The organism is Chryseobacterium lathyri, assembly GCF_019970085.1.
Taxonomy (GTDB): domain Bacteria; phylum Bacteroidota; class Bacteroidia; order Flavobacteriales; family Weeksellaceae; genus Chryseobacterium; species Chryseobacterium lathyri.
The window spans coordinates 561,832-585,507 of record NZ_JAHXYG010000003.1; the positions used below are offsets into that span (position 1 = coordinate 561,832).

The following is a 23,676-nucleotide window of genomic DNA, read 5'->3' on the forward strand; positions in this document are numbered from 1 at the left end:
ATGTTTAGAGTACAGATAAATGTTTAGTATCAATTAAATTCATGATCATCACAGACACAAAGTCGTACATAAAATGACAGATGATTAGAATTTTAATGTTCGAATATTGTTTATAAAACATAGCAAAAACGGTTCCGATAAAGAAAGGTACAACTACCTGTCCGATTGTTCCATAAGTGCTGTGCAAAATTCCAAATAATAGGGCGGAAATGAAAATACCACAATATTGATTATTGTATATTCTTTCAATTCTTGGCTGAATATATCCTCTCATAAGAAGTTCTTCTACCACTCCGGCAGTAAGGCATATAAAGATCATCAGCAGATAATTATTTTTAAAAGCAGAAGAGATCTGAACCATTTTGCTGCTCATGCCTTCCTGAGTCAAAAGCTGGATAATTATACCAATAACGGAAGTTCCTATAAGACAGGTAAAATATAAACGGATTACTGACTTTGTATAGAATGACACAGTATAATTCTTTTCTTTCTGTAGCAGGAAAGCATTTTTTTCTACAAAAAAATTATAAAGAAAAACAAAAAAAAGAACCATCCAAAGAACAATCCTTGTATAAAAAAAATTAACGGATGTAATTCCTTTTGTACCTGTAATTAAGTAAATAAGCGGCAATGCATAAAGCATTACTGCAGCAAGAAGCACAAAGGTAAAAAGAATTCCCAGTGCGTATTTACCATACAAACTCATAATCCAAATGATCGGTTGACTGCTTCTGATTAAATGATTCCTTTTCCCTGGCGGATGATTTCCGGTTCTCCCGAAGTAAGATCCACAATGGTAGAGGCTATATTATCACCATATCCAGAATCGATTACAATATCCACCAGATGGTCATACTTTTCTGCAATTAGCTCAGGATCTGTGGAATATTCAATAATCTCATCGTCATCTTTTATAGACGTTGAAGCAATTGGATGGCCCAATTTTTCCACAATAAGCTGTGGAATCGGATGATCGGGAACACGGATACCAATGGTTTTATGATTTTTATAGGCCAAAGGAAGGCTCTTGTTGGCATCCAGGATAAAAGTAAATGGTCCTGGAAGGTGGCTTTTCAGAAATCTGAAGGCTGAAGTATCAATAGGTCTTGTAAAATCTGAAAGGTGGCTCAGGTCATTACATATAATTGAGAACTGAGACTTTTCCAGTTTGACTTTTTTAAGCTGGGCCAGCTTTTCCATGGCTTTTATATCAAAAATATTACATCCCAAAGCATAGATCGTGTCAGAAGGATAGATAATAAGCCCGCCGTTTTGTAAGGTTTTAATAACCTCATTCACAAGATTTTCCTGAGGGTTATCAGGGTAAATTTTCAGTATTTTTGCCATAAAACAAAGATACAAATAATAAAATAGTTTTCATAAAAGTCCTTTATTTAAAAGAAAAATTAGGATTTTCAAAAAATAGCCGTATCTTTGCACTCACAATATCGCGGGATGGAGCAGTAGGTAGCTCGTCGGGCTCATAACCCGAAGGTCATCGGTTCGAGTCCGGTTCCCGCTACTAAGAAAGTGCTTTCGGTAAGCACTCTAAAAATACACCGCGGGATGGAGCAGTAGGTAGCTCGTCGGGCTCATAACCCGAAGGTCATCGGTTCGAGTCCGGTTCCCGCTACTAAGGTTAAGTGCTTTCGGTAAGCACTCTAAAGATACACCGCGGGATGGAGCAGTAGGTAGCTCGTCGGGCTCATAACCCGAAGGTCATCGGTTCGAGTCCGGTTCCCGCTACTAAGTTAAGTGCTTTCGGTAAGTACTCTAAAGATACACCGCGGGATGGAGCAGTAGGTAGCTCGTCGGGCTCATAACCCGAAGGTCATCGGTTCGAGTCCGGTTCCCGCTACTAGGACAAAAGAAGCAATACCTTATTGCTTCTTTTTTTGTTTTTATATTCTTCATTAAATAATCCGGACGTTATTGAAAGTAAAGGATTCGAAAAAGTATATTTTTTAATAAGAGACTTTATTTTAGACAGGCAAAAATGGTGGTATGGCCACAGATTAAGTTGCCGGATAAAGTATGTGTTTAGTAGAATCAATTTTGTCTGATTTCATTCTTTGAATTTACTTAATCCAGGAAAGTTGTGTGACTTTTTATACGATCGGTCATCTTTTTAGTGGTTTCATTTCCGTTTTCGTCAAATATTCTCATATTTCCATTGTAGATGGATGGGTTTTCCTGATAGGTTTTTCGTGCTTCCAAGAATTGATTTTTAGATTTTGTCTTGACATTGGTTATATAATGTAAGGGTTCTATTATTTCTTCGGATTTCTTAATATCCGTGGCGTAAATTTCAATGGTTCTGTTGTTATTGTATACTTCCAGTACCAGACCGGATAAGCCTTTGAATCTGAAAGGTCCGTCAGGAATTGCTATTTCGTCCGTAAACCAGGCAAAAAAAGTGTCGCCGGTATCAGTTGTGGTTTTTGCGAGTCGGCTTTTAAGGCCTTTTATTTCTTTTTTATCGTTCAGTATTTCCCATTTCAGCTGGGGTTCCTCATAAGTGAAAATATATCTGCCAACAGGCATGGATACTATTAAATTTTCTCTGTTCTTGTAAACACTGCTTACCGACTTGGGATATTTGGGAATGGCTCCGTAATTTGTATTGATTGTACCTGTAGTTTTGGTTTCATTAGAATTTCTGTTGTAAAAGGCTTTAGCTTCCCGGCTGTAATAGGACGATTCCAGATTATTGCACAATAAAGTGGAGGAATAAATATTAATCTGGCTTTTATTGATGCTGTCCTGAATGATTTTAGTCTCATAATTCACTTCAATCACAGCTGTTTGACCATACATTGAAATAAAACCTAAAACGAGAAATCCAAATGTTTTAATTTTCATGACTGTACATTCTAATAATACAATGGTATTAAAAAAATGTGATGTATCATTACAGGATTCCCGAATTTCTATATATTTTTTATGGATGCAGGCAATTTTCCTTTATTTTCCATTGTTTGTATTTTTCCCTCATACAGTGTCCGCATGGACGGTAATTATTTTCTAATGCTTCTTTTTCAGATTTAAAAAAGACCCTGTTTTCCTGTTTCATCCTTTTACCAGAGGAGCAGTGGAGTAGCCCGTAAATTTTTAGTTTGCGGTTCCCTCCGAATTTAATTTTCCCGCTTCTGATCTGGCTCCTTAAGGCATTGGGTGAGAGTTCAATATGCTGTTTCATTTGTTAACTGATGGCATCATGAAAAATAATTCCCAATGTACAGCGGTCGCCTTCTTTTATCTCACTTACACCATGCTTCATATTTACTCTGTAATATCCTTTAGTTCCTTTTTCAGGTTTAAAATGGGTGGTGAAAATCAGCATGTCGCCTTTCTTTGGATTAATAACTATGGCTTTGGACTGTGCTCTGGGAATCTGCTGGGTAAGTACAAACTCTCCGCCTGTGAAATCTTTTTCAGGTTCACTCAACATCAAAACGAGCTGAATTGGAAAGTATATATCTCCATAGAGGTCCTGATGTAGAGTGTTAAAACCTCCTTTCCCGTATTTTAAGATTAATGGAGTCGCTTTCCGCTGGCCGTTATCATAACATTGTTGCAGTAGGGTTGTGTGTTCCAATGGAAAATCAATATCTATCTTCAATGCCTTAAACCATGCATTAGCAACAGGAACAAGATGCGGATATATATTTGTTCTTATTGCTTGAATAAGATCAGGCAGCGGATAATTGAAGTATTTATATTCGCCCAGCCCAAACCGGTGACGGGCCATTACAACTGTTTTACGATATAAAGTCGGGTTATCGTAATCTGATTTTAAAGCTTCGCATTCATTGTCTGATAGCAAACCGGATATTATGGCATATCCATTTTGATGCATATTTTCAGTGATCGTTTGCCAATCTGTATTTTCAATTTTCTGGATGATGTTATTCATTATTTTACATTTATAATGCAAATTTCTGAAGCTGATTGCTTTTATAAAATCCGAAACATGTTGTTTTTATGGGCAGGATAAATCAAATGAATTGTTTAAATAAAATTTGACTTTTCCTTTTATTGTCTCGAAAGTAGTATTACTTCTACAAAATGTTTTATTTAATTCTACAATATATTTTTTACCGGAACAGATCTGAAGCTTACTTTTGTATCGCTCAATAGCCAGAAAACTGGTTAAAGAGTCTATTTATGTTTTTAATGATCTCCGCCTTCATTTTCTACTTTTTTTGAATGTTTTTATGATTAATACATAACAGCCTTCCGGCGGAGATCTGTTTTAATAACAGGCCTTAATTTTTCATTAGGATATAATAATGATTAATGTATATCATATTCTAACTAAAAAGAGAACTGCATCTGTAGTTCTCTTTTATCATTTTTAAATAGGTATACTGTTTTTAGATTAACTTGGTACAGTGAAACCTAAAGTTTATTTTTATATTATTTCATTATAAATTCCGGGCCTATGGAAACCATTATTATTACAGAAAAGAAAAAATCAATAGTAACTGATTCCATAATACTCATCATATTCTGCGCAGTCCCCTTATTTTTTCTTATCAAATGGCTGATTTTAGCAGAAGAAGGGAGAATATTTATCATTTTTTTAATCATAGTAACCCTGTTTCTGCCTGTAGTGGTTATTTCCGGCTATATTTGGGATGTAAAGCAGAAAATAATGATATCCAAAGATGGGATAAAGCTTTGCTACGGGCGAAATTTTGTTGATATTATGCATTTTGAAGGAAGTTTTTCCATACCTCCTGATAATGAAATTCTCTGGACAGAAATAACAGGATTTCAGATTGATGCCTACGAACTTAGGGAACCGACTGAAGGTGGCGGTTATACTACTTTAACGAAGTACAGCCTTATGGTTAAGATGAAGAATAAAGAAAGTGGGCCATTTGATTTTGAAAGGTCCAGAAGAAATTATTACTCTATCGGGCTGGGGAAATTTGAAGAACATCCCAATACAATACTTAAAATTTACGAAGATTATCAACGAAAGATCGAAAATAATGAATTGCATTAAAATAAAAATCCTGCTTTTTTAAGCAGGATTTATTATTGTTAGTTAATATTTACTGAGCCAATTGACTGTAAGGAGTAAGCTTGTTATCATCAGACATGGTCTGTTCCAAAAACTCTTTTTTCTGGCCACCTTTCATTCTTCCTGCGGCATCACTGGCACCGAAATAGGCTTCGCTTAGTTTTGTACTGATTTCTGCCGGCTTGAAATCAAATTTTGTATCCCCTTCCACACCAAGGTATCCGTTCTTTCTTGTAAGGTTTGAGATATAATTGTTGTAGTTGATGAATGTATTTCTTAAGTATTGTGTATGGTATTCCATACATTTTTTAGCTTTTTTGGATGAATTGTTAAGAATACAGTTCTTCATATTATTTCTGTACAGGAACCATTCGGATTCCAAAATACCATATTCTTTTCCTAAAGCAGTCTTTCCGTTGGTAACGATATTGTTATTCCCTTCCTTATCAGCAATAGCCTGCAGGTGCTTGATTACCAATGGAACGGTGTTTTCGATCTTCGTTTTGGTTTCCTTTAAGATACTGAGATCTGCAGCCGGAGAATTTTTCTTTTGAGCTGTAGTAACATTAAAAATAAGCAGTAATAGTACAATCAATAAGTTATATCTTTTCATGAGAAATTTTTAAAGCACTAAAATAAATATATTTTCTCACTTTAAACAAATACATTTTAATTTTATTTAATAAAAATTAACAAGTTTTAAGAATTTGGGGCTTAATATTAAGTTTTTATGCATATTAAACAGGGCAATAAATAAGGTATATTAAAAATTTAACATATTTTAATATAAATTACTGTCCTGATTATCAATTGATTACATTGTTTTGTTTTTTATCACTAGAAAATTAGTTGTTAGATTCAATTTTATTTCTACATTTGTATAACTAATTTCTTAGTGATATAGAATTTATAAAAAAGATCTATCACTTAATTGATAAATGAAAAGGATATGAAAATTCAGAATTTGACAAAAGCAGAAGAACAGGTGATGCAGTATTTATGGAAACTCGAGAAAGGATTCCTGAAAGATATTCTGGATCTTTTTCCGGAACCGAAACCCCATACCAATACTGTTTCTACCATTTTAAAAGTACTGAAGGACAAAGAATTTGTAGATTATCATGTATATGGCAGGCAGCACGAATATTTCCCGTTAATTACCAAAGAACAGTATTCCGGGAAAACTATGAAAAGTCTTGTGAAAAATTATTTCAAAGGCTCTTATAAAAGCGCCGTTTCCTTCCTTGTAGAAAAGAATGAGATGAGCGTAGAAGACCTGGAAATGCTTCTGAACGAACTCAAAAAGAAAAACTAACTGATCATGGAAACTGTGTTTTTATACTTGGGAAAAGTAATTGTATGCTCCGGTGTAATGTTTTTATATTACCAATTGTCTTTAAAAGACAAGACATTTCATCATTATAACAGATTTTATCTCCTGTTTGCAATGGTCGTATCCCTGTTGCTGCCCCTGATCAGGGTAGATGACTTTACAATAGAAGTGAATAGTGATATGTATATGCTTCTTGATAAAATACAGAATTTTAATACTGATAAAAACATAGACAATGGCCACATTTATTTTAGAATTATTTTTTCAGCTTTGGGACTGGTTTCTCTCTATTTTTTAGGGAAGTTAATTTTCGGGGTCCTCAAGATCCAGAAACTTAAAAATCAGTTTCAAAAAGAAAGTTTTGACGGGATCAATTTTTACCGTACAAACCTGACAGAAGCTCCGTTTTCATATTTTAAAAATCTTTTCTGGAAAAATACCATCACCTTGGATTCCGATGTAGGAGAACAGATTTTAAAACATGAAATGGTTCATATTGAGCAGAAACATTCCTTCGATAAAATCTTTATTGAGATTATTACCTCTGTTTTCTGGTTCAATCCGTTTTTTCATATCATTAAAAAAGAGATCAGCCTGATCCACGAATACCTGGCCGATAAAAAGGCCGTAAAACAATCGGATACCAAAGCATTTGCGCAGATGCTTTTAGCAAGCCACTTTTCCGGAACACAGTTGCCTGCTGCCAGTCCGTTTCTAAGTTCAAATCTAAAAAAACGACTCAAAATGTTACAAAAACCAAAAACCAAATTCGGATATGCGCGTAGAATTTTTGCATTACCGGTTTTATTTTCAGTAGCTTTTGCCTATATGGTAAATGCCAAGAACAAAGAAATTAAAGAAACGAATATAGCGATTAAGGAAGCAGTTTCTCAGATTAAAAGAGATACCATTACCCCACAGCAAACTGAAAAAAGAGAAATCATAAGTCCGAAATTCTTCAAAGAATCTTCAAGTAAGAAAGAAATAGCAGAACTCGGAAAGAAAATCGAAGAAAAAAGTAAAGCTTTAAAAAATCTGAAGCCGGAAAGTAAAGAATTTCAGCAGAAGGTGGATGAGATTGGTGAACTTTCAGGAGAAATAGGAAGAATTACCAATTCTGATGATTTTAAAATGGCTTTTACCATTCCTGGTACAGAATCAAAAAGAATAAATGATTTTTTCAAATCTGATGAATGGAAAAACAGGACTAAAGCTCTTGAAGATCTTGGTGTGGAAATGCCTGATCTTTCTGATCTGGATATCGACTTTCCGGATGTTCCGGTACCCCCTTCAGCTCCGAATGCTCCGAGAGTAAGAGTCATGAAGTTTCAGAATTGGGACTCAGGGGATACAAAGGTATCAAGGAAAGCCATCAGAGAAAGAAAAGCGGCCAGCAAAAGAGCAGAAAAAGCGAGAATCGAAGCCATGAAGTTAAGTGAAAAGGCCAGAGAAATGGGAGAGAAAGCCAGAATTGAAGGGATGAAAGCCGGAGAGATGGGAAGAATACAGGGTGAAGCAGTCAGAATAGCTGGAGAGCAGATCAGAATAGCCGGTGAAAGAGCAAGGCTTGAAGGAGAAAAAGCAAGAAAAGCAGGTGAAAAAGTCCGATTGGAAGCATTAAAAAGAATTTCGGAAGGAGCCAAAGGAAATGTCTATTTTTATAAAAGCACGAATACTGATAAGCCAGGTTCAGTAAACAGAACTATGGAGTTGGAAGCAGATTACATTAAGAAAGATGCCAACGGAATGATTGCCATGAATGGCGTGAAAAAGTTCAGGGTGAATGGCTTGGATGATACTAAGATTTTTCTGGATGGGAGGGAAATCACCAAAAGTGAAATGGATGCAATAAAACCTGAAAATATCGCAAGTATTACCATTAATAAAGAAAACGGAGCGAATATTAGACGTGGCGAAATAAGAATTCAGACAAAGAAATAAGTACCATTAGCTTTGTCAATGCTATATTGGCAGAGCTTTTTTATTATTAAATTCAAATGTATGATGAAAACTAAAATTTTATTTTTTTTACTTCTGGGCATACTATCCCAGGCCCAGACCAACAGGTTTTTTTATGAATACAAATTTATTCCCGATTCCAATAATAAAGAAGATGTGAAAAAGGAAATGATGCTTCTGGATATCAGTAAAACCGGATCGTCCTATTACAGCCACGACAAATTTGTTTCAGATTCTACTTCTGCGGCAGAGGTCCAGAAACAGATAAGCTCAGGCAGCGGTAATATTAGCATCAACAGAAGAGAAAAGCCCGGTCAGGTATCTTATAAAGTAACAAAAAGCTACCCCGATTTCAAAACTTATCTTTTCACAACGGTCAGTACGGACAAATATAAGATATTGGAAGATAAAAAGCCAGAATGGAAAATTCTTTCGGATAAACAAAAAATTGGGGAATATAATACTCAGAAAGCTGTTACAAGCTATGGCGGAAGAGAATGGACCGCATGGTTTTCATCAGATATTCCTTTTCAGGACGGGCCTTATAAATTCTACGGTCTTCCGGGACTTATCGTAAAGATGGAAGATGCAACAGGTTCACACATCATGACACTGGCAGGAAATAAAACAATACAGGATCCTGCAGAGGAAAAGGAAACCCAACTGCCTGGTAATGTCAGAATATTGGGAATGGGTGGAAAAGAACTGGAAATCACAAAAGAACAGTACAAAAAAGTATGGAAAGCCTATGTAAATGATCCCACCAAGAATATGAGAGAAATGTTGATGAGAAGTGGGGGTGACTCAAATGCGAAAGTGGCATTTAAAATGAAAACCCCGGACGGAAAAGAGTTGTCAGACCCCAACCAGGTCTTCAAGGAAATGGAAAAAAGAACTAAAGAAACACTTCAGAAAAATAACAACCCGATCGAACCTGATCTGGTGAAGTAATCTACATAATTTTTTAATAGAGAACAGGATAGTTATTAATGACTATTCTGTTTTTTTGTTATTGTCCGTATCTTTAAACCCTAAACCCTAAACCCTAAACCTTGAATCTAAATACTATGACAGAAAAGGAAAAATGCGAGGCCGGACTTCTATATAATGCCAATTATGACGAACAGCTGATCAGTGAACGTATGACATGCAAAGACCTGTGCCTGGAGTATAACCAGCTGAAAAATTCCGATACCCGGAACAGAAACGAACAGATCAAAAGAATTCTAGGAAGTACAAAAGAGCATATTTGTATTGAACCCAATTTCTGGTGCGATTACGGCTATAATATTGAAGTGGGAGAGAATTTTTACGCCAACCATAATCTGACTATTCTGGACTGTGCAAAGGTGAAGTTCGGGAACAATGTTTTTATCGGCCCGAATTGCAGCTTCTACACCGCAGGACACCCGCTGGATGCAAAACAGCGTAATGAAGGCCTGGAATATGCCCATCCGATTACTGTAGGAGATAATGTGTGGCTGGGAGGAAACGTCGTGGTTCTGCCCGGAGTTTCTATCGGAAATAATGCAGTAATAGGTGCGGGAAGTGTTGTGACCAAAAATATTCCTGATTATGCGGTTGCTGTGGGAAATCCATGTAAGGTTATTAAAAATGTTGAAGAAAATTTAAAATCATATTAATCATTATCATGAAAAAAGTAATCACCTTATTCATTCTCCTATTAACCTTTTCAGTCGGTGCTCAGAATCAAAGATTCATTTATGAGTATAGGTTTAGCATTGATTCTACAGCAAGAGATGTCCAGGAGACTGAAATAATGTTTCTGGATGTTATTCCGAAAGGATCTAAGTTTTACAGTAAAGATGTATCTGAATCAGATTCTATCTGGGCAGCTGCTATGGATATACATGTTAAGCGTGGAATAGAAATGGATTTTTCAAAAATTAAGTTCAAAGGTAAAATTCGTTATAGTGTTGAAAAGTCATATCCTGATTATTCGGTAAATTTTTTCAATTCTCTGGGTATTGATATGTATATGGTAGAGGAGGGAAGAAAGCAAGAATGGAAAATTCTTCCTGACAAAGCAAAGATCGGAGAACTGGCTGTTCAAAAAGCTGTTTGCGAATTTGTTGGCAGAAAATGGATTGCATGGTTTACCACAGAGGTACTCATTCAGGACGGACCCTATAAATTCTATGGGCTTCCCGGATTAATTGTAAAGTTAGAGGATTCCAGTCAGACGCATTCATTCGAACTAAAAGGAATTAAAAAACTTCCGGAAGGATATGAATGGAAGAGTTCCAGAGAGAATAAGCATGGTCTTGACCCCCTTATTAAATTGAATGAAACAAAATATAAACAAGCTTTTAAAGACTACTGTAAAGATCCAATGAAAAGTGAAAAGCTGATGCAGGCACAAAGCCGTGATGTTTTGGAAATTGATGATTCGGGAAAATTGGTAAAAACTTCTAATGCGAAGAGAAATGCTAGAGAAACGCAATTGATTAATCAAATTAAAAAGGAAAATAATATTCTGGAACTTGATCTGTTGAAATAAAAGAAAATCCCGGAACGAAAGTTTCGGGATTTTATATCTGAAAATTGTTGCGAATTATTAAGCTAATTTTTGAGAATCTGCTACAAACTGAGCCAATCCGCTGTCTGTTAAAGGATGCTTCAACAAGCTCAAGATTGGAGGAAGTGGAGACGTGATCACATCTGCTCCGATTTTAGCACAGTCGATGATGTGCATAGAGTGACGGATAGATGCTGCCAGAATTTCAGTGTCATACATATAGTTATCAAAAATTAATCTGATTTCCTGGATAAGGTTTAATCCGTCCGTTGAGATATCATCTAATCTTCCAAGGAAAGGAGAAACATAAGTAGCCCCTGCTTTAGCGGCTAAAAGAGCCTGTCCTGCAGAGAAAATAAGCGTACAGTTTGTCTTGATTCCTTTATCGGAAAAATATTTTAAAGCTTTGATTCCGTCTTTGATCATTGGGATCTTTACCACAATATTCGGGTGGATAGCGGCCAACTCATCACCTTCCTTGATCATTTCTTCATACGTAGTAGATAATACTTCAGCAGAAATATCTCCGTCTACAAGTTCACAGATCGTTTTGTAATGATTTTTGATCGCTTCATTCCCCTGGATTCCTTCTTTGGCCATTAATGAAGGATTGGTCGTTACCCCATCTAAAATTCCAAGGTCTCTTGCTTCTTTGATCTGCTCTAAATTGGCTGTGTCAATAAAAAATTTCATTTCGTTCGTTTAGATTTATTCATGCAAAGATAATGATTCCCTTTGTGAGTGGAAAATTTTAATTTTGGTAGAAGTTAGAAGTTAGAAGTTAGAAGTTAGAAGTTAGAAGTTAGGGTAGAAGAGTTGAAGAATGTTTGTAACTTATAATTTATAAACTCTAACCTGAATCTCAGGACCTCGTATCACATATCCCGCAACTCATTTCATATAAAATATTATCTTTGTTAAACATGAAAAACAGCAGTTTTACAGCCGTACTCGAAATTATCGGTATCAATCCTTTTGTTTTTGTTCCTGAAGAGGTCTTAACTGAAATTTTCAGGGCAGCAGGAAAGGATAAAAGCCCTATTCCTGTGAAAGGAACGATAAACGGAAAAGAATTTAGACAGAACCTGATGAGATATCTGGGGGAATGGAGGCTATATGTGAATCTTTTAATGCTTAAAAATTCTCCCAAAAGAATAGGTGAAATGATTGAAGTTTCTATTGAATTTGATGATTCAGACCGAACTGTTTCTATTCATCCTAAACTGGATGCAGCCATTAAAGGAAGTGCTGTAGCAACCCGTAATTTTGAAAGCCTGATCCCATCAAGAAGAAACGAACTGATCCGGTATATCAATAATCTGAAAACTGATGCTAGTATCGAAAGGAATATTGAAAAGATCATCAGGCATCTCCATGGGGAAACGGATTTCTTCGGTAAAAAAATTGATTGAAAATAAACCGTTTGAGATGATAAGACCAATAGGAAAAATAAAATCCGGAAAATTTTCCGGATTTTATTTTTTTATTATGAATTTAAAACTTTGCTAAGCTTTACAGCGTCCTGATTGGTAGGATCATATTCTATAGACTTAGCAATATGTTCTTTTGCTTTGTTAGGGTCACTTTTCTGTTCTGTAAAAGCAAGATAAAAATAAGCATAAGCCAGGTTTTTCTTATTTTGTTCTACTTCAGCAGGTTTTACAGTGGCAATATACTTTTCATAAGCAATTTTGGCATTGGCATCATCTTTAGCAGACTGATAGGCATAAGCCTGGCTGTAATAAGACGGGGCCCAGTCCGGTAATAAGACAGATATTTTTTTCCATGTTTCAACTGCATTGGTCCAGTCTGAAGCCTCCTGATAAGCTGTAGCTAATTTTGAGAGAGCTTCTGTATCCTTTGGATTGGTTTCAATTTGTTTCTTAAGACCATCGATAGTGGAATTGCTTCCTGCCTGAGCTGTAGCAGCTGTATTCGATGTGTTATTTGCACTATCCACTTTAGTAGTTTGCGCATTGACAAGACTTGCACTTCCTGCAATTATTAAACCTAAAAACAAATTTTTAATATTAATTTTAGCCATTTTCATAATCTTACATTTTTAAAATTCTATTCTTTAAAATTCAATAATAATTCCACAAAAACTTAAATTTTAGAACCTTTAAGTTTTTTTAGAGAATATTAACGGATAAAATGTTTTTTTTAGCTTAATTTTTGATTCGTCAGGGATTGAGTTATCTTTGTAACTCAACAATTTTTTTAATAATCAATATAATTTCCCTGTATGAATATCATATTAGCATCCACTTCCACACTTTTTGGAGGAGAATATTTAGAATACTTAAGAGAAGAATTAATTAAATTATATAAAGGAGTTGATGAAATCATTTTTGTTCCTTTTGCCAGACCCGGCGGAATTTCGCATGAGGATTATACAGCAAAGTCACGTTCTTTCTTTGAAACCATCAACATTAAAGTAAAGGGTCTTCACGAATTTGAAAATAAAACAGAAGCGTTGAATAATGCACAGGGATATTTTACAGGCGGAGGAAATACCTTCTTACTGGTAAAAACACTGCATGAAGAAGGCCTGATGTCTGTTCTGAAGAAAAATGTTGAATCAGGAAAAGCCTATCTGGGCTGCAGTGCCGGGAGCAATATCGGAGGTCAGAATATGAAAACCACGAATGACATGCCTATTGTTTATCCGCCAAGTTTCGACTGTATGGGTCTTGTTCCGTTCAACCTCAATCCGCACTATCTGGACCCAAATCCCGATTTAAAGCATAACGGGGAAACAAGAGAAACCAGGATCAGAGAATTCCTTACCCAAAATGATACAAAAGTAATCGGACTTCGTGAAGGAAACTGGATCAGAAGAACCGGAGATAAGATTACAGTAGAGGGCAGTGAAATGACAAGGATCTTTGAAAAAGGCAAAGAACCTTATGAAATAGAGGCGGGCAGTATCCTTTAAGCCATGAAAACTAGCTGTTATTTTTATTATATTTGATCAGGAATTGAATAGTAGGTGCTTTGTGCAGTCTACTATAAGTTTAGATTTATAAAAGCCTTGCAATGAAGAAAACACTTGCAGTTCTTATACTGTCGGTTCAGGTACTGTCTGCCCAGAATATTGCGCAGAAGCTGGATAAAGCCACCAAAGATCTTATGGATTCTTCGGGAGCAGTGTCATCCGGTTTATCATTTTATGTTACCGATGAAAACGGGACATTCATTTACGAATATCAGGGTAGTAAAGGCCTGTCAACAGCTTCTACGCAGAAAATTTTCACTGCCGGTGCAGCTCTTGAAACATTGGGAAAAAATTATACCTATAAAACAACAGCCGGTTATTCCGGAAATGTATCTGCAGGAATTCTGAACGGGAATTTTGTGATCAGTTCCAATGGCGACCCTACTTTGGGGAGCTGGCGGTATGATGCCTACAAACCTGAAAACTTTAAAAAGAAGCTCATTGATGCCTTTAAAAGCTCAGGAATTGCAAAAATCTCCGGTAATCTGGTGATTGATGATTCTTATTTTGACCATCAGACAATTCCAGGCGGATGGCCCTGGGATGACCTCGGCAACTATTACGGAGCCGGAGTTTGGGGAGTAAACTGGAGAGAAAACCAGTTTGACATCAATATTAACGGGACAGAGTTTAAAGGCTTTTCCTATCCACTTGAACATGTAAAATGGCTCAATGATCTGAAGGCAGGAGGCAGCTCTGATCAGAGTCTTATCTTTACTGCACCACATTCTGATGTAGCCTTAATCAATGGTACGCTGCCAGCAGGAAAAACAGTCACGGTTTCGGGTGCTGTTCCCAATCCGCCGATGCAGCTGGGAGCAGAAGTACAGCAATGGCTTAAAGAGTCAGGCATTGAACTCTCGGGAAAAATAACCACCAGTTCAGAGCTCGAACTGGAAGGGAAAGCAATACCGGGAGCTCCGAAGAATATAATTCTTACCTATGCATCTCCAACTTTGGATAAAATAGTCTATTGGTTTCTCCGAAAAAGTATCAATCTTTATGGGGAAGCTTTAATTAAAACTTTAGGAAAAGAAAAGAACGGCAATTCCAGTTTTAAGAACGGGGTTGCTTATTTAAAAGAATTCTGGAAATCTAAAGGAATCAATCCGAATATGATCAATTTTGCCGATGGAAGCGGACTTTCCCCGCAAAATTATGTTGCCGCCAAAGCTGAAGTTCAGGCCTTGCTATATGCAAAGAAACAGAGCTGGTTTGATGCTTATTACGATGGCTTTCCTGTTCAAGATAATGGAATGAAGATGAAAAGCGGAACAATGAGGGATACCAAATCTTTTGCAGGATATCATACAGCCAAGGATGGGAAAAAATATGTATTTTCAATCATTATTAATAACTATCAGGGAAGCGGAAATACAGAACTGCAGAAAATTCTGAATGTCTTAAAATAAAAACAGCTTGAGGAAATCCATACTTACCAGACTGAATAACTGGATTATATTTTTACTGATGACTTTGGTAGTTGTCACTATCGTGGTGGCCTCAACAGTTCTTATTAATTTTCTCAGGAAAGAGGAAATCAAGCGAGTAGATATCTTGGTAAGTGCGCTGAAATTCCAGCAGGAAGTAACTCCCAGCCTGGAAGTTCAGGAGCTGATTCTCAAAATATACAGTTCTAATAACACGATTCCAATGATTGTGCTGGATAGGGATGACCGGCCTATGGTCCATAAAAATATTCCGCAGGAAATAGAGAATGACCCGGTTCAGATAACTCTTCTGGCCAAAAAAATGGCAAAAAGCTATCCGCCTATTGAAATAAAAATACCTGACGGAAATAATCAGTTTGTTTATTATGATAACTCACGGTTGCTTAATGATTTAAGATATTCTCCTTTTATACTGGGCTTTTTTATTTTATGCTATTTTCTGTTTTCATTCTGGTTCCTCCGAACGATTAAGAAAACAGATGAAGGGTATCTCTGGGCCGGACTGGCCAAAGAAACTGCCCATCAGATCGGAACCCCTTTATCATCCATGATTGGTTGGATGGAAATTATGAAGCTGGATAATCCGGAGTCTGAAGGGGTATACGAAATTGAGAAAGATATTGAAAGGCTGAGGACTATTTCCGAGCGTTTTTCTAAAATAGGATCCGTTCCTGAGCTGAATGATATGAATTTCAATGAGACGATTGTGGAGAATTATAATTACCTAAAAACAAGGATCTCTAAGAAAATAAATTTCAGCCTGCATCTTCCGACCTATACTATTCTCATTCCCCACAATAAGATCCTGATGAGCTGGGTCATCGAAAATCTGGTGAAAAATGCAGTAGATGCTATGAAAGGAGAAGGCACATTGGAGATGTACGTTTTTGAAAGAAACAAAAATATCCTGATCGAGGTTAAAGATTCCGGAAGCGGAATGACAAAACAACAGGCAAGAAATGCTTTTAAACCAGGTTATTCCACTAAAAAAAGAGGTTGGGGGCTGGGACTTTCACTGGCGAGAAGAGTTATTCACGAATATCATAAAGGTGATATTAAAATTTCCCAAACTGAAGTAGGAAAGGGAACTACATTCAGAATAACAATCAGAAAGTCTTAAAATATTTCACTGTTGGCATACTCCAGTTCATCATCTGTTTTTAAGATGAACTCCTTTGAATCTTTGTTTAAATCTTTACTGTAAACCTATCAATTTACTTATTTCCGGGGTATAATATCCCACCTGTGCACCGCTTTTTTAGTATTAAAAAAAGTTAAATCGTTTCTATTGTGAATTAATTATACAAATTATAAATACCTTTGTTTCTCTTAAAACACAAAATATTCCAGTTATTCTCTACGATTAATCTAATCAATTAAATACTATAAAAAATTATGAAGAAAAGTGTTAAGGCTTTTGCAGTGTTGTTTTTATTCCTGACTAATTTTTTTTATGCACAGGTACGCGATTTTGTTATTGAACCGCCTCTTAGCTCAAAGCTCTATCTGTATAAGACATTCGGGGTTTTTGGAGGTAAAGAATATTCAACCAATGCTCTTTATCTGGTCACCAAAAAAGGAGTCGTTCTGTTTGATGTTCCTTGGCAGAAAACCCAGTATCAGAGCCTTATGGATACTATAAAAAAGAGACATAATTTACCCGTGATTGCTGTATTTGCCACACATTCACATGCTGACAGGGCTGGAGACCTTAGCTTTTACAATAATAAAGGAATCAAAACTTATGCTACTGCTAAAACCAACGAATTATTGAAAAAAGAAGGAAAAGCAACTTCAAATAATTTAATAAAAGTAGGAAAGAAATATAAAATAGGAGGGGAAGAATTTATTGTAGACTTTCTGGGTGAAGGCCACACAGCAGATAATGTAGTGGTTTGGTTTCCAAAATATAATGTTCTGGATGGAGGCTGCCTGGTAAAAAGCAGCTCTGCTGTTGATCTTGGCTACACCGGAGAAGCCAATGTAGAGCAATGGCCACTGACGATGAAAAACCTGCAGACTAAATATCCTTCCGGTGCTAAGGTTATTCCCGGCCATGATGAATGGAAAGGCAACGACCATGTGAAGCATACGCTGGAACTGTTAGAAAAGCAAGGCGGTAAATAAGAAATACTAAAAAAGCGGAGAAATTTTCTCCGCTTTTTTTATAACCATTAATTTCTTACTGTATTATTTCTTTCCCGTCAGCCACTGAGTTTGCAGCTTTAGTTCTGCCGGAGTTGGGTTGGCCTTATACTGTAGACTTTCAATCGTCATTTTGTCTAAAATAGCTTTTCCTTTAAGATCCATCTTATCGGTTTTATCACCATTTTTTCTGAGAATAGTAACAGTAACATCCTGTCCTTCCTTAATTGTTTTGGTATATCCTATAAACTCCTGTACCTTCTGAATATCAATTGTTTTTCCATCCAGAGCAACAATTTCGTCAGTGATCTTAAATCCTACGCTCTTTGCAAAAGGAGATAGTGCAGAACTTTCATCAAATACAAAAGTGTTATTTTTATCATTATAGCCTGTCTGATTCGGGTCTTTAATGAACCAGAAAAGGGGAGGTGTGTCCTTCTTTTTTGCTTCTATGCCTACCATATTCAGATATTCGGCATAAGGTGTCGGCTGGTTTCCTGCGATATATTTATTATAGAAATCCTTTACCTGCGGATAACCGGTTACTGTTACCAATTCATCAATCAGCTTGTCGTCTTTGAAAGGTTTGTTTTCCCCGAATCTTTGGGACAGCTTTCTGATCATATCACGATAGCCCATCTCTCCGTTAGACAGTTTTCTCAGCTCAATATCCAGACACATAGTCAGCAATGTTCCTTTTTCATAAACGTTTCTGTACTGATCTTTATATTCATCTTTCAGAACATTTTTACTCATGACCGTAAACGGCATCGTATCATCATAATTCTTTGAATTGGTGATCTTCTCATTGATTCTTTGAAGAAATTCATCCTTATTGATCAGACCTTCCTGAATTTGGAAAAGATTGGCAAAATATTCCGTTCCGCCTTCATACATCCATAAGTGCTGAGACATTTTGGGATCTGCATAATCAAAATAATGGATTTCTTCAGAATGTGTTTTCAAAGGATTTACGGTATGGAAAAACTCGTGGGAAACGACATCGGTAATTGTTTTATCGATTGCTTCTTTAGGCATCATCTCAGGAAGCACAACACTGGTGGATTCATGGTGCTCCAATGCCCCGAAACCTTTGATCTGCGGTCCCTCGCCCCCCGAAAGATAAAGCATGATCGCATATTTTTTATTGGTATTCATATCACCCAGGAATTTCTTCTGAGCCAGTACCATTTTTTCAAGATTATCTTTAAAGTCTGCTGCTTTATACTTTCCGGTTGGTGAATAAACGCCCAGCACCAGATCCATACCTCCTGCGTTGAAGGTAATATAATCAGGTTTCGTGTACATCAGCGGAGAATCCGTCACTTTAGCATAATTGGCCAGTGTAAACGTATCTGTAGCATCAGACTTATCCTGATCCACTAAAGCTGTTGTTCCATAGAAGCCCGCAGGTTTCTGAACGATAAGCTGGTACGGAACATCCTGCATATTGTCGATATACCCAATGAAGCCATGGGTATTGATCATGTATATCTTACCTTCCTCGATATCGGTTCCTGATGGGGAAAATACAGCTTTATGTTTTGAATTGTCCATTTCATCATCAAAACTGTCATTTACCAGGTAGGTTACCTTGCTAAGATCTTTAGCATTTTTTAATGAGTATGTATTGTCATTAACTTTTGTGTAGGTTAATTCTTTTCCTTTGTTATCATAAAACTTGATCCCTTCCACAAATCTGCCGTAATCATCTACAGAATACGTACCGGGAACGGTTTTCGGGAAATGGAACTTGATATCTCCGGATTTCATTTTCGGAAACTCCATGGTAACGGCTACCTTGTCGTCTTTTACATTCACAAGATCAATCGTTGTTTTTATAGATTGGGCATTAGCCAAAAAAGCGGCGAAAAGACCCAGACTGATTGCTGTTTTTCTCATTAGGTTTAAATCTTTATAGTTAAATAGTAGTTTATTTGATCATTTTGTTACGGTGTTCAGTATTAAACTTTTCTTAAAATTTTAAAAGAACCTTACTGATCTTATGATCCGAAGAAAAGCTTCATAGCTGAAATTAAAAAAGACAAACCTGTACTGTAACGATTTGCCTTTTTTGATTTTTTTATTTACTGAACCTGATTATAATGGATATAATAGTTCTTGTTAAATTCTACCGGTGTAGCCTTTTTAAGTTTTACAGTCTGCCAGTTTTCGGTAGGATTGATGGTCTGGTCACCGTTAATGATTATGGGAAGTTTAAGATCCTTAACCCCATCTGTGTACCGGAACTTTAAGGAATCTCCGTTTTGAGAATACTCAAGATTAGGAATTTTTACTGTTCTTAAATATTGATTAAAGATACTCGATAGATCAATTCCTGATTTAGATGACATATAATCTTCGATCTGTTTTGTGGTAACAGTCTGATGGTAGAAATCTTTACCCAGGCCTCTCAGGATCTGTCTGAATTTTTCATCATTATTGATGATCTGCCGTATGGTATGAAGCATATTGGCCCCTTTCGGATACATATCACCGCTGCCTTCATTTCTCACGCCATACTTTCCAATAATCGGAATATCATTATCAATATTGTTACGAATGCCTACAGCATATATGTCCGCCGATTTTTTATCCATATATTTTTCCACGAAAAGAACCTCAGAATACATGGTGAAACTTTCATGGATCCACATATCCGCCTGATCTTTTGCCGTAATATTATTGGCAAACCATTCGTGGCCGCTTTCATGAATGATGATATAATCCCATTTAAGACCTACGCCTGTTCCGGAAAGGTCCCTGCCTCGGTAACCGTTTTGGTAATCATTCCCATAAGCTACATTGCTCTGGTGCTCCATACCCAGATAGGGAGAATCAACCAGCTTGTAAGAATCTTCATAAAAAGGATACGGCCCGAACCAGTATTCAAATGCAGAAAGCATTGGTTTTACCTGCTGGAACTGTTTTTTTGCTTTTTCAAGATTGTAATCCAGTACCCAGTAATCCAGGTCGAGCTTTCCTTTCTCTCCATTAAATGTATCTTTAAAATTGACATATTTGCCAATATTCGGAATGATAGAATAAGCATTGATTGGATTCTTTACTTCCCAGGTATAAGCTGTTTTGTTACCTTCCGTTTTTTTACTGGTCAGTCTTCCGTTTCCTACACCTACAAGATCATTGGGAGTAATGATCTTCATAACAATACCATTTTCCGGTTCATCACTCCAGATATCTTTTGTCGGAAGCCATATGGAAGCTCCGATTCCTTCATCGGCTACACTCATCCACGGATTTCCTTTCTCGTCTTTAGCGAAGACCCAGCCTCCGTCCCAGGGTGCATTTTTTGCAATCGTTGGTTTTCCGGAATAGGTTACATCAATCGTATATTTTTCACCCTTTTTGAATTTCTTTTTGGCTGTGATGAAAATAAAATCTCCATCCTGCTTATAGTTGGCAATCGGGAAATTACCTTCCACTTTATCTGCCTTCATCGGCTTCTGCAAATCGATCTGGAAAACAGGGTCGGTAATATCTTTGGTGATCTCAAAGCTGATTTTATTATATCCCTTAATACTTTTCTGTGCAAAATCCGGCTCTACAGAAAGATCATATTTTTTGACATCCCAGAAATTCCTGAACTGGGTATCAGAACCTTTCAGTGTATCTTGTTTTGTGAAAACCTTATCTTTTTCAAAGAATTGCCCAAAAACAAGTCCCGAAGCAAATAAAAGTGTATACGTCAGCTTTTTCATTTAAAATCAAATTAAATTCTATCAAAAATAGAAAAATTAATGGCAATAATTTAGATTTTAAACACAAAATAATTTCTTCTACTTCTTGAAACAGATTATCCAGAACAAAACACTTATGTATGTCCAGAATAGGGAAAAAATAATATGGATAACCGTTTCAAAAGTTTTTCCTTTCCATAATTCTGAGGAATATCCAAAAAACTGAATGAATAATCGGACGGTCCAAAAGACGGCTAATCCCAAGGTTATTTTTTTACCCAGGCCTGTATCTGTTAACTCGTGTGGAGAGGTGATGCAGAGTAAACCCATAAGAAATATTGTTAAGGCAATAAATAAAGTATGAACCCACATCATTTGCCGGTTCATTAGGCTCAACGACTGGAGTTCTTTTTCCCAGTTAAAATGTTTAGGAAAAATAATATGTACAAATGCTAAAACAATAAGAAGCATTCCGGTTATTTGTAAATGAAGTTCCATATTAAATAGATGACTAAGGGGTACAGATAAAAATTGACATAAATGGGGTGAATTTTATCTCTCTGAATGATACGAACCCCGCACTGCTAAAGGCATTTTTCCATACAGCTTTTGAGAAAAAATGGGTAAAGCCAACTGAAAAAGCTAAAAAATTAGGAAGATCTCTCAGATGTTCTACCATAATTATTTTCCCATCGGTTTTGCATAAGCGGTAACACTCTTTTAGAAACAGGACTTTTTCCTTGTGTGATCTTATTTCGTGTACTGCAGAAAGCAGAAAAATAATATCAGCCGATTGATCAGGCAAAGGAATAGAATTTGACTGCATCTGTTGAGTATCAGGATATACAAAACTCACTTTCCGGGCCCTTACTATAGCGGGTTCCGTATGTCGTTTCGCATCATAAAAATCAAACACTTTTAAATCTGCCTGTGGAAAGTTGTCTTTAATAATGTAGCTCGTTTCATCAAAGCCGGCATTAATATTTAAGATCTGTCGTACTTTTGATTCGTCAACTGAACAGTTTTTTAGCCATTGAAAATTATAATATCCCGAAAAATCATAAACATAAGCTGATACGATTAACGGCATGATAAGTCCATAAAGAAATGCAGCTATGATGAGCCAATATAAGTAATCTGACCACTCAGATATTTGATGACTGATCATAATTAAAGCTAAAATCCCTATTCCTATGATATAAAAATGGCGGTTAAAACTTAAAATATTTAAAACGCCTTGAAATTTTCTTCTTTTTGTTTCCATGATTCAATTTTTCCTTTTTTCCAGTAGTATGGAGTGTTTTTAATGATAAAAGCATTGGCTAAAATGGGATTTTCCAGTTTCAGCGTACCTAAAAATCCGAAATTATAATCGAGGATCTTCACCGGTGCAGGAGTCCAGTTTTGTCTTACGCCTTCTATAATAAGAACTTCCTGAGTTTCTTTATTGTAGGTAAAAGTAAAAGGTAATGGTCCTGCAAACCTTCTTGCTTCCTTCCAGTCTGCAAAGGGAGAATCTGCGGGTAAGGGAATATTTTCCTCTGTTTTGCAGATACTGACCTTAAACTTTGATTTAACAGATTGTATCTCTTTTATGTTTTCTTTTTCTGTCTGCCGAATGTCTGTGGTTGAATAATTATAATGTGTGAATAAATTCCCCATAAATTCCATCTTCCTTTTATCCGTTTCAGATTTAAGAATATACAATCCACGCAATTTTTTTCCGGTATTGTTTCTATATCTTACGAATACCCGGTAGCCGATCAGGAAAAAATCATTTCCCATACACTTTGGAAATCCTTTTGGGCGTAAGTCTTTTGTCTGAACCATTGCTGCTGCTACAAAAGCCCATTGATCTTTGAAGGTATCAAGCTCCAGACACTCCGGAATCAAGTGCTGTAGTTGTTCTTTGGATACTGCAAAGGTCAGAACAAGAGAATTTTCGAAAAAAGCTTCAACAGCAAACGGGTGGTTTTTTAAAAAGTCAAACATGATAATTTAATTTTTTGGATTCAAATGAAACTCATTGAAATAAATAAGTACAATAAAGAGAAAAGCAAATAATGAATTGAATCTCCCCCAAAGCAGTAAATCAGGAGCTAGTATAAATTCCAGCATATTCATAGCTGCAATGATTACAATTTGTGCAATGGCATTGAACCTGGAATTAATTCCCGTTAAAATCCATATAGCCATCAGAATTTCTGAACATCCGATCAGCAGGGTTAGTATTCTTGAATAATTACCGCCTAAAATTCTTGCAACAATCTCTTCATGACGAGGTACTAAATTCAATACTTTACAGAAAAGGCCATTGATCATCCAGACTGTGGCAATGCTATAAATTACTATGTTATAAATGCTTTTCATGGGATTAAGAATTTGCTTTTATTTAAATCTTATTCAAAGGTAAAAATATTTTTGAACTTTCAGTAATTATTGAAAATAAAATATTTAAAAAAACAACTCCTTTAGTGTAAGAAGTTGTTTAATAGTGTTTTATGTTTTTAATTTAATCTGT

Annotated in this window: 24 protein-coding genes and 4 tRNA genes; 15 read left to right on the top strand and 13 right to left on the bottom strand. The window is 36.2% G+C overall.

All coding sequences use genetic code 11. The annotated features are described in order from the left end of the window. Positions 1 to 4 precede the first annotated feature (4 nt). Both LC418_RS11915 and LC418_RS11920 read right to left on the bottom strand, forming a co-directional pair. A complete protein-coding gene (locus LC418_RS11915) occupies positions 5 to 706 on the bottom strand; it encodes a CPBP family intramembrane glutamic endopeptidase (protein WP_223559288.1) in 702 nt (233 codons plus the stop codon). Positions 707 to 735: 29 nt separating this feature from the next. Further along, entirely contained in the window at positions 736 to 1,347 is a 612-nt protein-coding gene (locus LC418_RS11920) for an L-threonylcarbamoyladenylate synthase (protein ID WP_223559289.1), read from the bottom strand. A gap of 102 nt (positions 1,348 to 1,449) precedes the next feature. Here LC418_RS11920 and LC418_RS11925 point away from each other — a divergent pair. From LC418_RS11925 to LC418_RS11940, 4 genes are all read left to right on the top strand, one after another. Then, positions 1,450 to 1,522 (top strand) — tRNA-Met (locus LC418_RS11925). A gap of 38 nt (positions 1,523 to 1,560) precedes the next feature. Then, positions 1,561 to 1,633 (top strand) — tRNA-Met (locus LC418_RS11930). A gap of 40 nt (positions 1,634 to 1,673) precedes the next feature. Continuing rightward, a tRNA-Met gene (locus LC418_RS11935) sits at positions 1,674 to 1,746 on the top strand. Positions 1,747 to 1,785: 39 nt separating this feature from the next. Next, positions 1,786 to 1,858 (top strand) — tRNA-Met (locus LC418_RS11940). Between the two features lie 224 nt (positions 1,859 to 2,082). Here the strand turns inward: LC418_RS11940 and LC418_RS11945 are convergent. The 3 genes from LC418_RS11945 to LC418_RS11955 all read right to left on the bottom strand — a co-directional run bounded on the left by LC418_RS11945 (position 2,083) and on the right by LC418_RS11955 (position 3,916). Continuing rightward, a complete protein-coding gene (locus LC418_RS11945; RefSeq protein ID WP_223559290.1) occupies positions 2,083 to 2,862 on the bottom strand; it encodes a GLPGLI family protein in 780 nt (259 codons plus the stop codon). Positions 2,863 to 2,941: 79 nt separating this feature from the next. Then, the gene (locus LC418_RS11950; RefSeq protein WP_223559291.1) at positions 2,942 to 3,199 is read right to left on the bottom strand and encodes an Ada metal-binding domain-containing protein; all 258 of its coding nucleotides are present in this window, start codon (positions 3,197 to 3,199) and stop codon (positions 2,942 to 2,944) included. Positions 3,200 to 3,202: 3 nt separating this feature from the next. Continuing rightward, complete coding sequence (locus LC418_RS11955) at positions 3,203 to 3,916, bottom strand: 2OG-Fe(II) oxygenase (RefSeq protein ID WP_223559292.1); 714 nt, start codon at positions 3,914 to 3,916, stop codon at positions 3,203 to 3,205. A 528-nt stretch (positions 3,917 to 4,444) separates the two neighbouring features. Between LC418_RS11955 and LC418_RS11960 the strand changes: the two genes are divergently transcribed. Beyond that, on the top strand, positions 4,445 to 5,014 hold the full coding sequence (locus LC418_RS11960) for a hypothetical protein (protein ID WP_223559293.1): 570 nt from the start codon (positions 4,445 to 4,447) through the stop codon (positions 5,012 to 5,014). A gap of 49 nt (positions 5,015 to 5,063) precedes the next feature. Here the strand turns inward: LC418_RS11960 and LC418_RS11965 are convergent, their stop codons facing one another. Further along, a complete protein-coding gene (locus LC418_RS11965; RefSeq protein WP_111958282.1) occupies positions 5,064 to 5,645 on the bottom strand; it encodes a hypothetical protein in 582 nt (193 codons plus the stop codon). 336 nt (positions 5,646 to 5,981) lie between these two features. On the opposite strand from LC418_RS11965, the gene LC418_RS11970 reads away from it, so the two are divergent. The 5 genes from LC418_RS11970 (at position 5,982) to LC418_RS11990 (ending at position 10,845) form a co-directional block, all read left to right on the top strand. After that, entirely contained in the window at positions 5,982 to 6,347 is a 366-nt protein-coding gene (locus LC418_RS11970) for a BlaI/MecI/CopY family transcriptional regulator (protein WP_111958406.1), read from the top strand. A 6-nt stretch (positions 6,348 to 6,353) separates the two neighbouring features. Next, positions 6,354 to 8,306 (top strand): M56 family metallopeptidase, encoded by a 1,953-nt coding sequence (locus LC418_RS11975; RefSeq protein ID WP_223559294.1) that lies wholly within the window; start codon positions 6,354 to 6,356, stop codon positions 8,304 to 8,306. Between the two features lie 60 nt (positions 8,307 to 8,366). Next, a complete protein-coding gene (locus LC418_RS11980) occupies positions 8,367 to 9,275 on the top strand; it encodes a GLPGLI family protein (RefSeq protein WP_223559295.1) in 909 nt (302 codons plus the stop codon). Between the two features lie 116 nt (positions 9,276 to 9,391). Next, the gene (locus LC418_RS11985) at positions 9,392 to 9,967 is read left to right on the top strand and encodes a sugar O-acetyltransferase (protein ID WP_111958278.1); all 576 of its coding nucleotides are present in this window, start codon (positions 9,392 to 9,394) and stop codon (positions 9,965 to 9,967) included. A gap of 8 nt (positions 9,968 to 9,975) precedes the next feature. Continuing rightward, positions 9,976 to 10,845: a GLPGLI family protein gene (locus tag LC418_RS11990; RefSeq protein ID WP_223559296.1), complete on the top strand. Its 870-nt coding sequence runs from the start codon at positions 9,976 to 9,978 to the stop codon at positions 10,843 to 10,845. Positions 10,846 to 10,902: 57 nt separating this feature from the next. Here the strand turns inward: LC418_RS11990 and fsa are convergent, their stop codons facing one another. Next, positions 10,903 to 11,556 (bottom strand): fructose-6-phosphate aldolase, encoded by a 654-nt coding sequence (gene fsa / locus LC418_RS11995; RefSeq protein ID WP_111958274.1) that lies wholly within the window; start codon positions 11,554 to 11,556, stop codon positions 10,903 to 10,905. A 230-nt stretch (positions 11,557 to 11,786) separates the two neighbouring features. On the opposite strand from fsa, the gene LC418_RS12000 reads away from it, so the two are divergent. Further along, complete coding sequence (locus tag LC418_RS12000) at positions 11,787 to 12,275, top strand: YdeI/OmpD-associated family protein (RefSeq protein WP_111958272.1); 489 nt, start codon at positions 11,787 to 11,789, stop codon at positions 12,273 to 12,275. Between the two features lie 74 nt (positions 12,276 to 12,349). On the opposite strand, the gene LC418_RS12005 is transcribed toward LC418_RS12000, so the two are convergent. Further along, a complete protein-coding gene (locus tag LC418_RS12005; RefSeq protein WP_223559297.1) occupies positions 12,350 to 12,913 on the bottom strand; it encodes a tetratricopeptide repeat protein in 564 nt (187 codons plus the stop codon). Between the two features lie 195 nt (positions 12,914 to 13,108). On the opposite strand from LC418_RS12005, the gene pepE reads away from it, so the two are divergent. The 4 genes from pepE to blaIND all read left to right on the top strand — a co-directional run bounded on the left by pepE (position 13,109) and on the right by blaIND (position 17,439). Then, positions 13,109 to 13,801, top strand: coding sequence for a dipeptidase PepE (pepE, locus tag LC418_RS12010; protein WP_223559298.1), 693 nt, complete (start codon positions 13,109 to 13,111; stop codon positions 13,799 to 13,801). A 101-nt stretch (positions 13,802 to 13,902) separates the two neighbouring features. After that, positions 13,903 to 15,273 carry a D-alanyl-D-alanine carboxypeptidase/D-alanyl-D-alanine endopeptidase gene (gene dacB, locus LC418_RS12015; RefSeq protein ID WP_223559299.1) on the top strand — a complete coding sequence of 457 codons (1,371 nt, stop codon included), beginning with the start codon at positions 13,903 to 13,905 and terminating at the stop codon, positions 15,271 to 15,273. A 7-nt stretch (positions 15,274 to 15,280) separates the two neighbouring features. Further along, the gene (locus tag LC418_RS12020) at positions 15,281 to 16,432 is read left to right on the top strand and encodes a sensor histidine kinase (protein ID WP_223559300.1); all 1,152 of its coding nucleotides are present in this window, start codon (positions 15,281 to 15,283) and stop codon (positions 16,430 to 16,432) included. A 275-nt stretch (positions 16,433 to 16,707) separates the two neighbouring features. Further along, the gene (gene blaIND, locus LC418_RS12025; protein WP_223559301.1) at positions 16,708 to 17,439 is read left to right on the top strand and encodes an IND family subclass B1 metallo-beta-lactamase; all 732 of its coding nucleotides are present in this window, start codon (positions 16,708 to 16,710) and stop codon (positions 17,437 to 17,439) included. Positions 17,440 to 17,502: 63 nt separating this feature from the next. Here the strand turns inward: blaIND and LC418_RS12030 are convergent, their stop codons facing one another. The 5 genes from LC418_RS12030 to LC418_RS12055 form a co-directional block, all read right to left on the bottom strand. Next, on the bottom strand, positions 17,503 to 19,359 hold the full coding sequence (locus tag LC418_RS12030; RefSeq protein ID WP_223559302.1) for a M61 family metallopeptidase: 1,857 nt from the start codon (positions 19,357 to 19,359) through the stop codon (positions 17,503 to 17,505). Between the two features lie 185 nt (positions 19,360 to 19,544). After that, positions 19,545 to 21,176 carry a M1 family metallopeptidase gene (locus tag LC418_RS12035; RefSeq protein ID WP_223559303.1) on the bottom strand — a complete coding sequence of 544 codons (1,632 nt, stop codon included), beginning with the start codon at positions 21,174 to 21,176 and terminating at the stop codon, positions 19,545 to 19,547. A gap of 490 nt (positions 21,177 to 21,666) precedes the next feature. Next, positions 21,667 to 22,419 carry a methyltransferase gene (locus LC418_RS12045; RefSeq protein WP_223559305.1) on the bottom strand — a complete coding sequence of 251 codons (753 nt, stop codon included), beginning with the start codon at positions 22,417 to 22,419 and terminating at the stop codon, positions 21,667 to 21,669. After that, a complete protein-coding gene (locus LC418_RS12050; protein WP_223559306.1) occupies positions 22,383 to 23,147 on the bottom strand; it encodes a DUF2071 domain-containing protein in 765 nt (254 codons plus the stop codon). Before LC418_RS12050 ends, LC418_RS12045 begins: the two co-directional genes overlap by 37 nt. Positions 23,148 to 23,153: 6 nt before the next feature. Beyond that, the gene (locus tag LC418_RS12055) at positions 23,154 to 23,525 is read right to left on the bottom strand and encodes a DoxX-like family protein (protein ID WP_223559307.1); all 372 of its coding nucleotides are present in this window, start codon (positions 23,523 to 23,525) and stop codon (positions 23,154 to 23,156) included. Between the last annotated feature and the right edge of the window lie 151 nt (positions 23,526 to 23,676).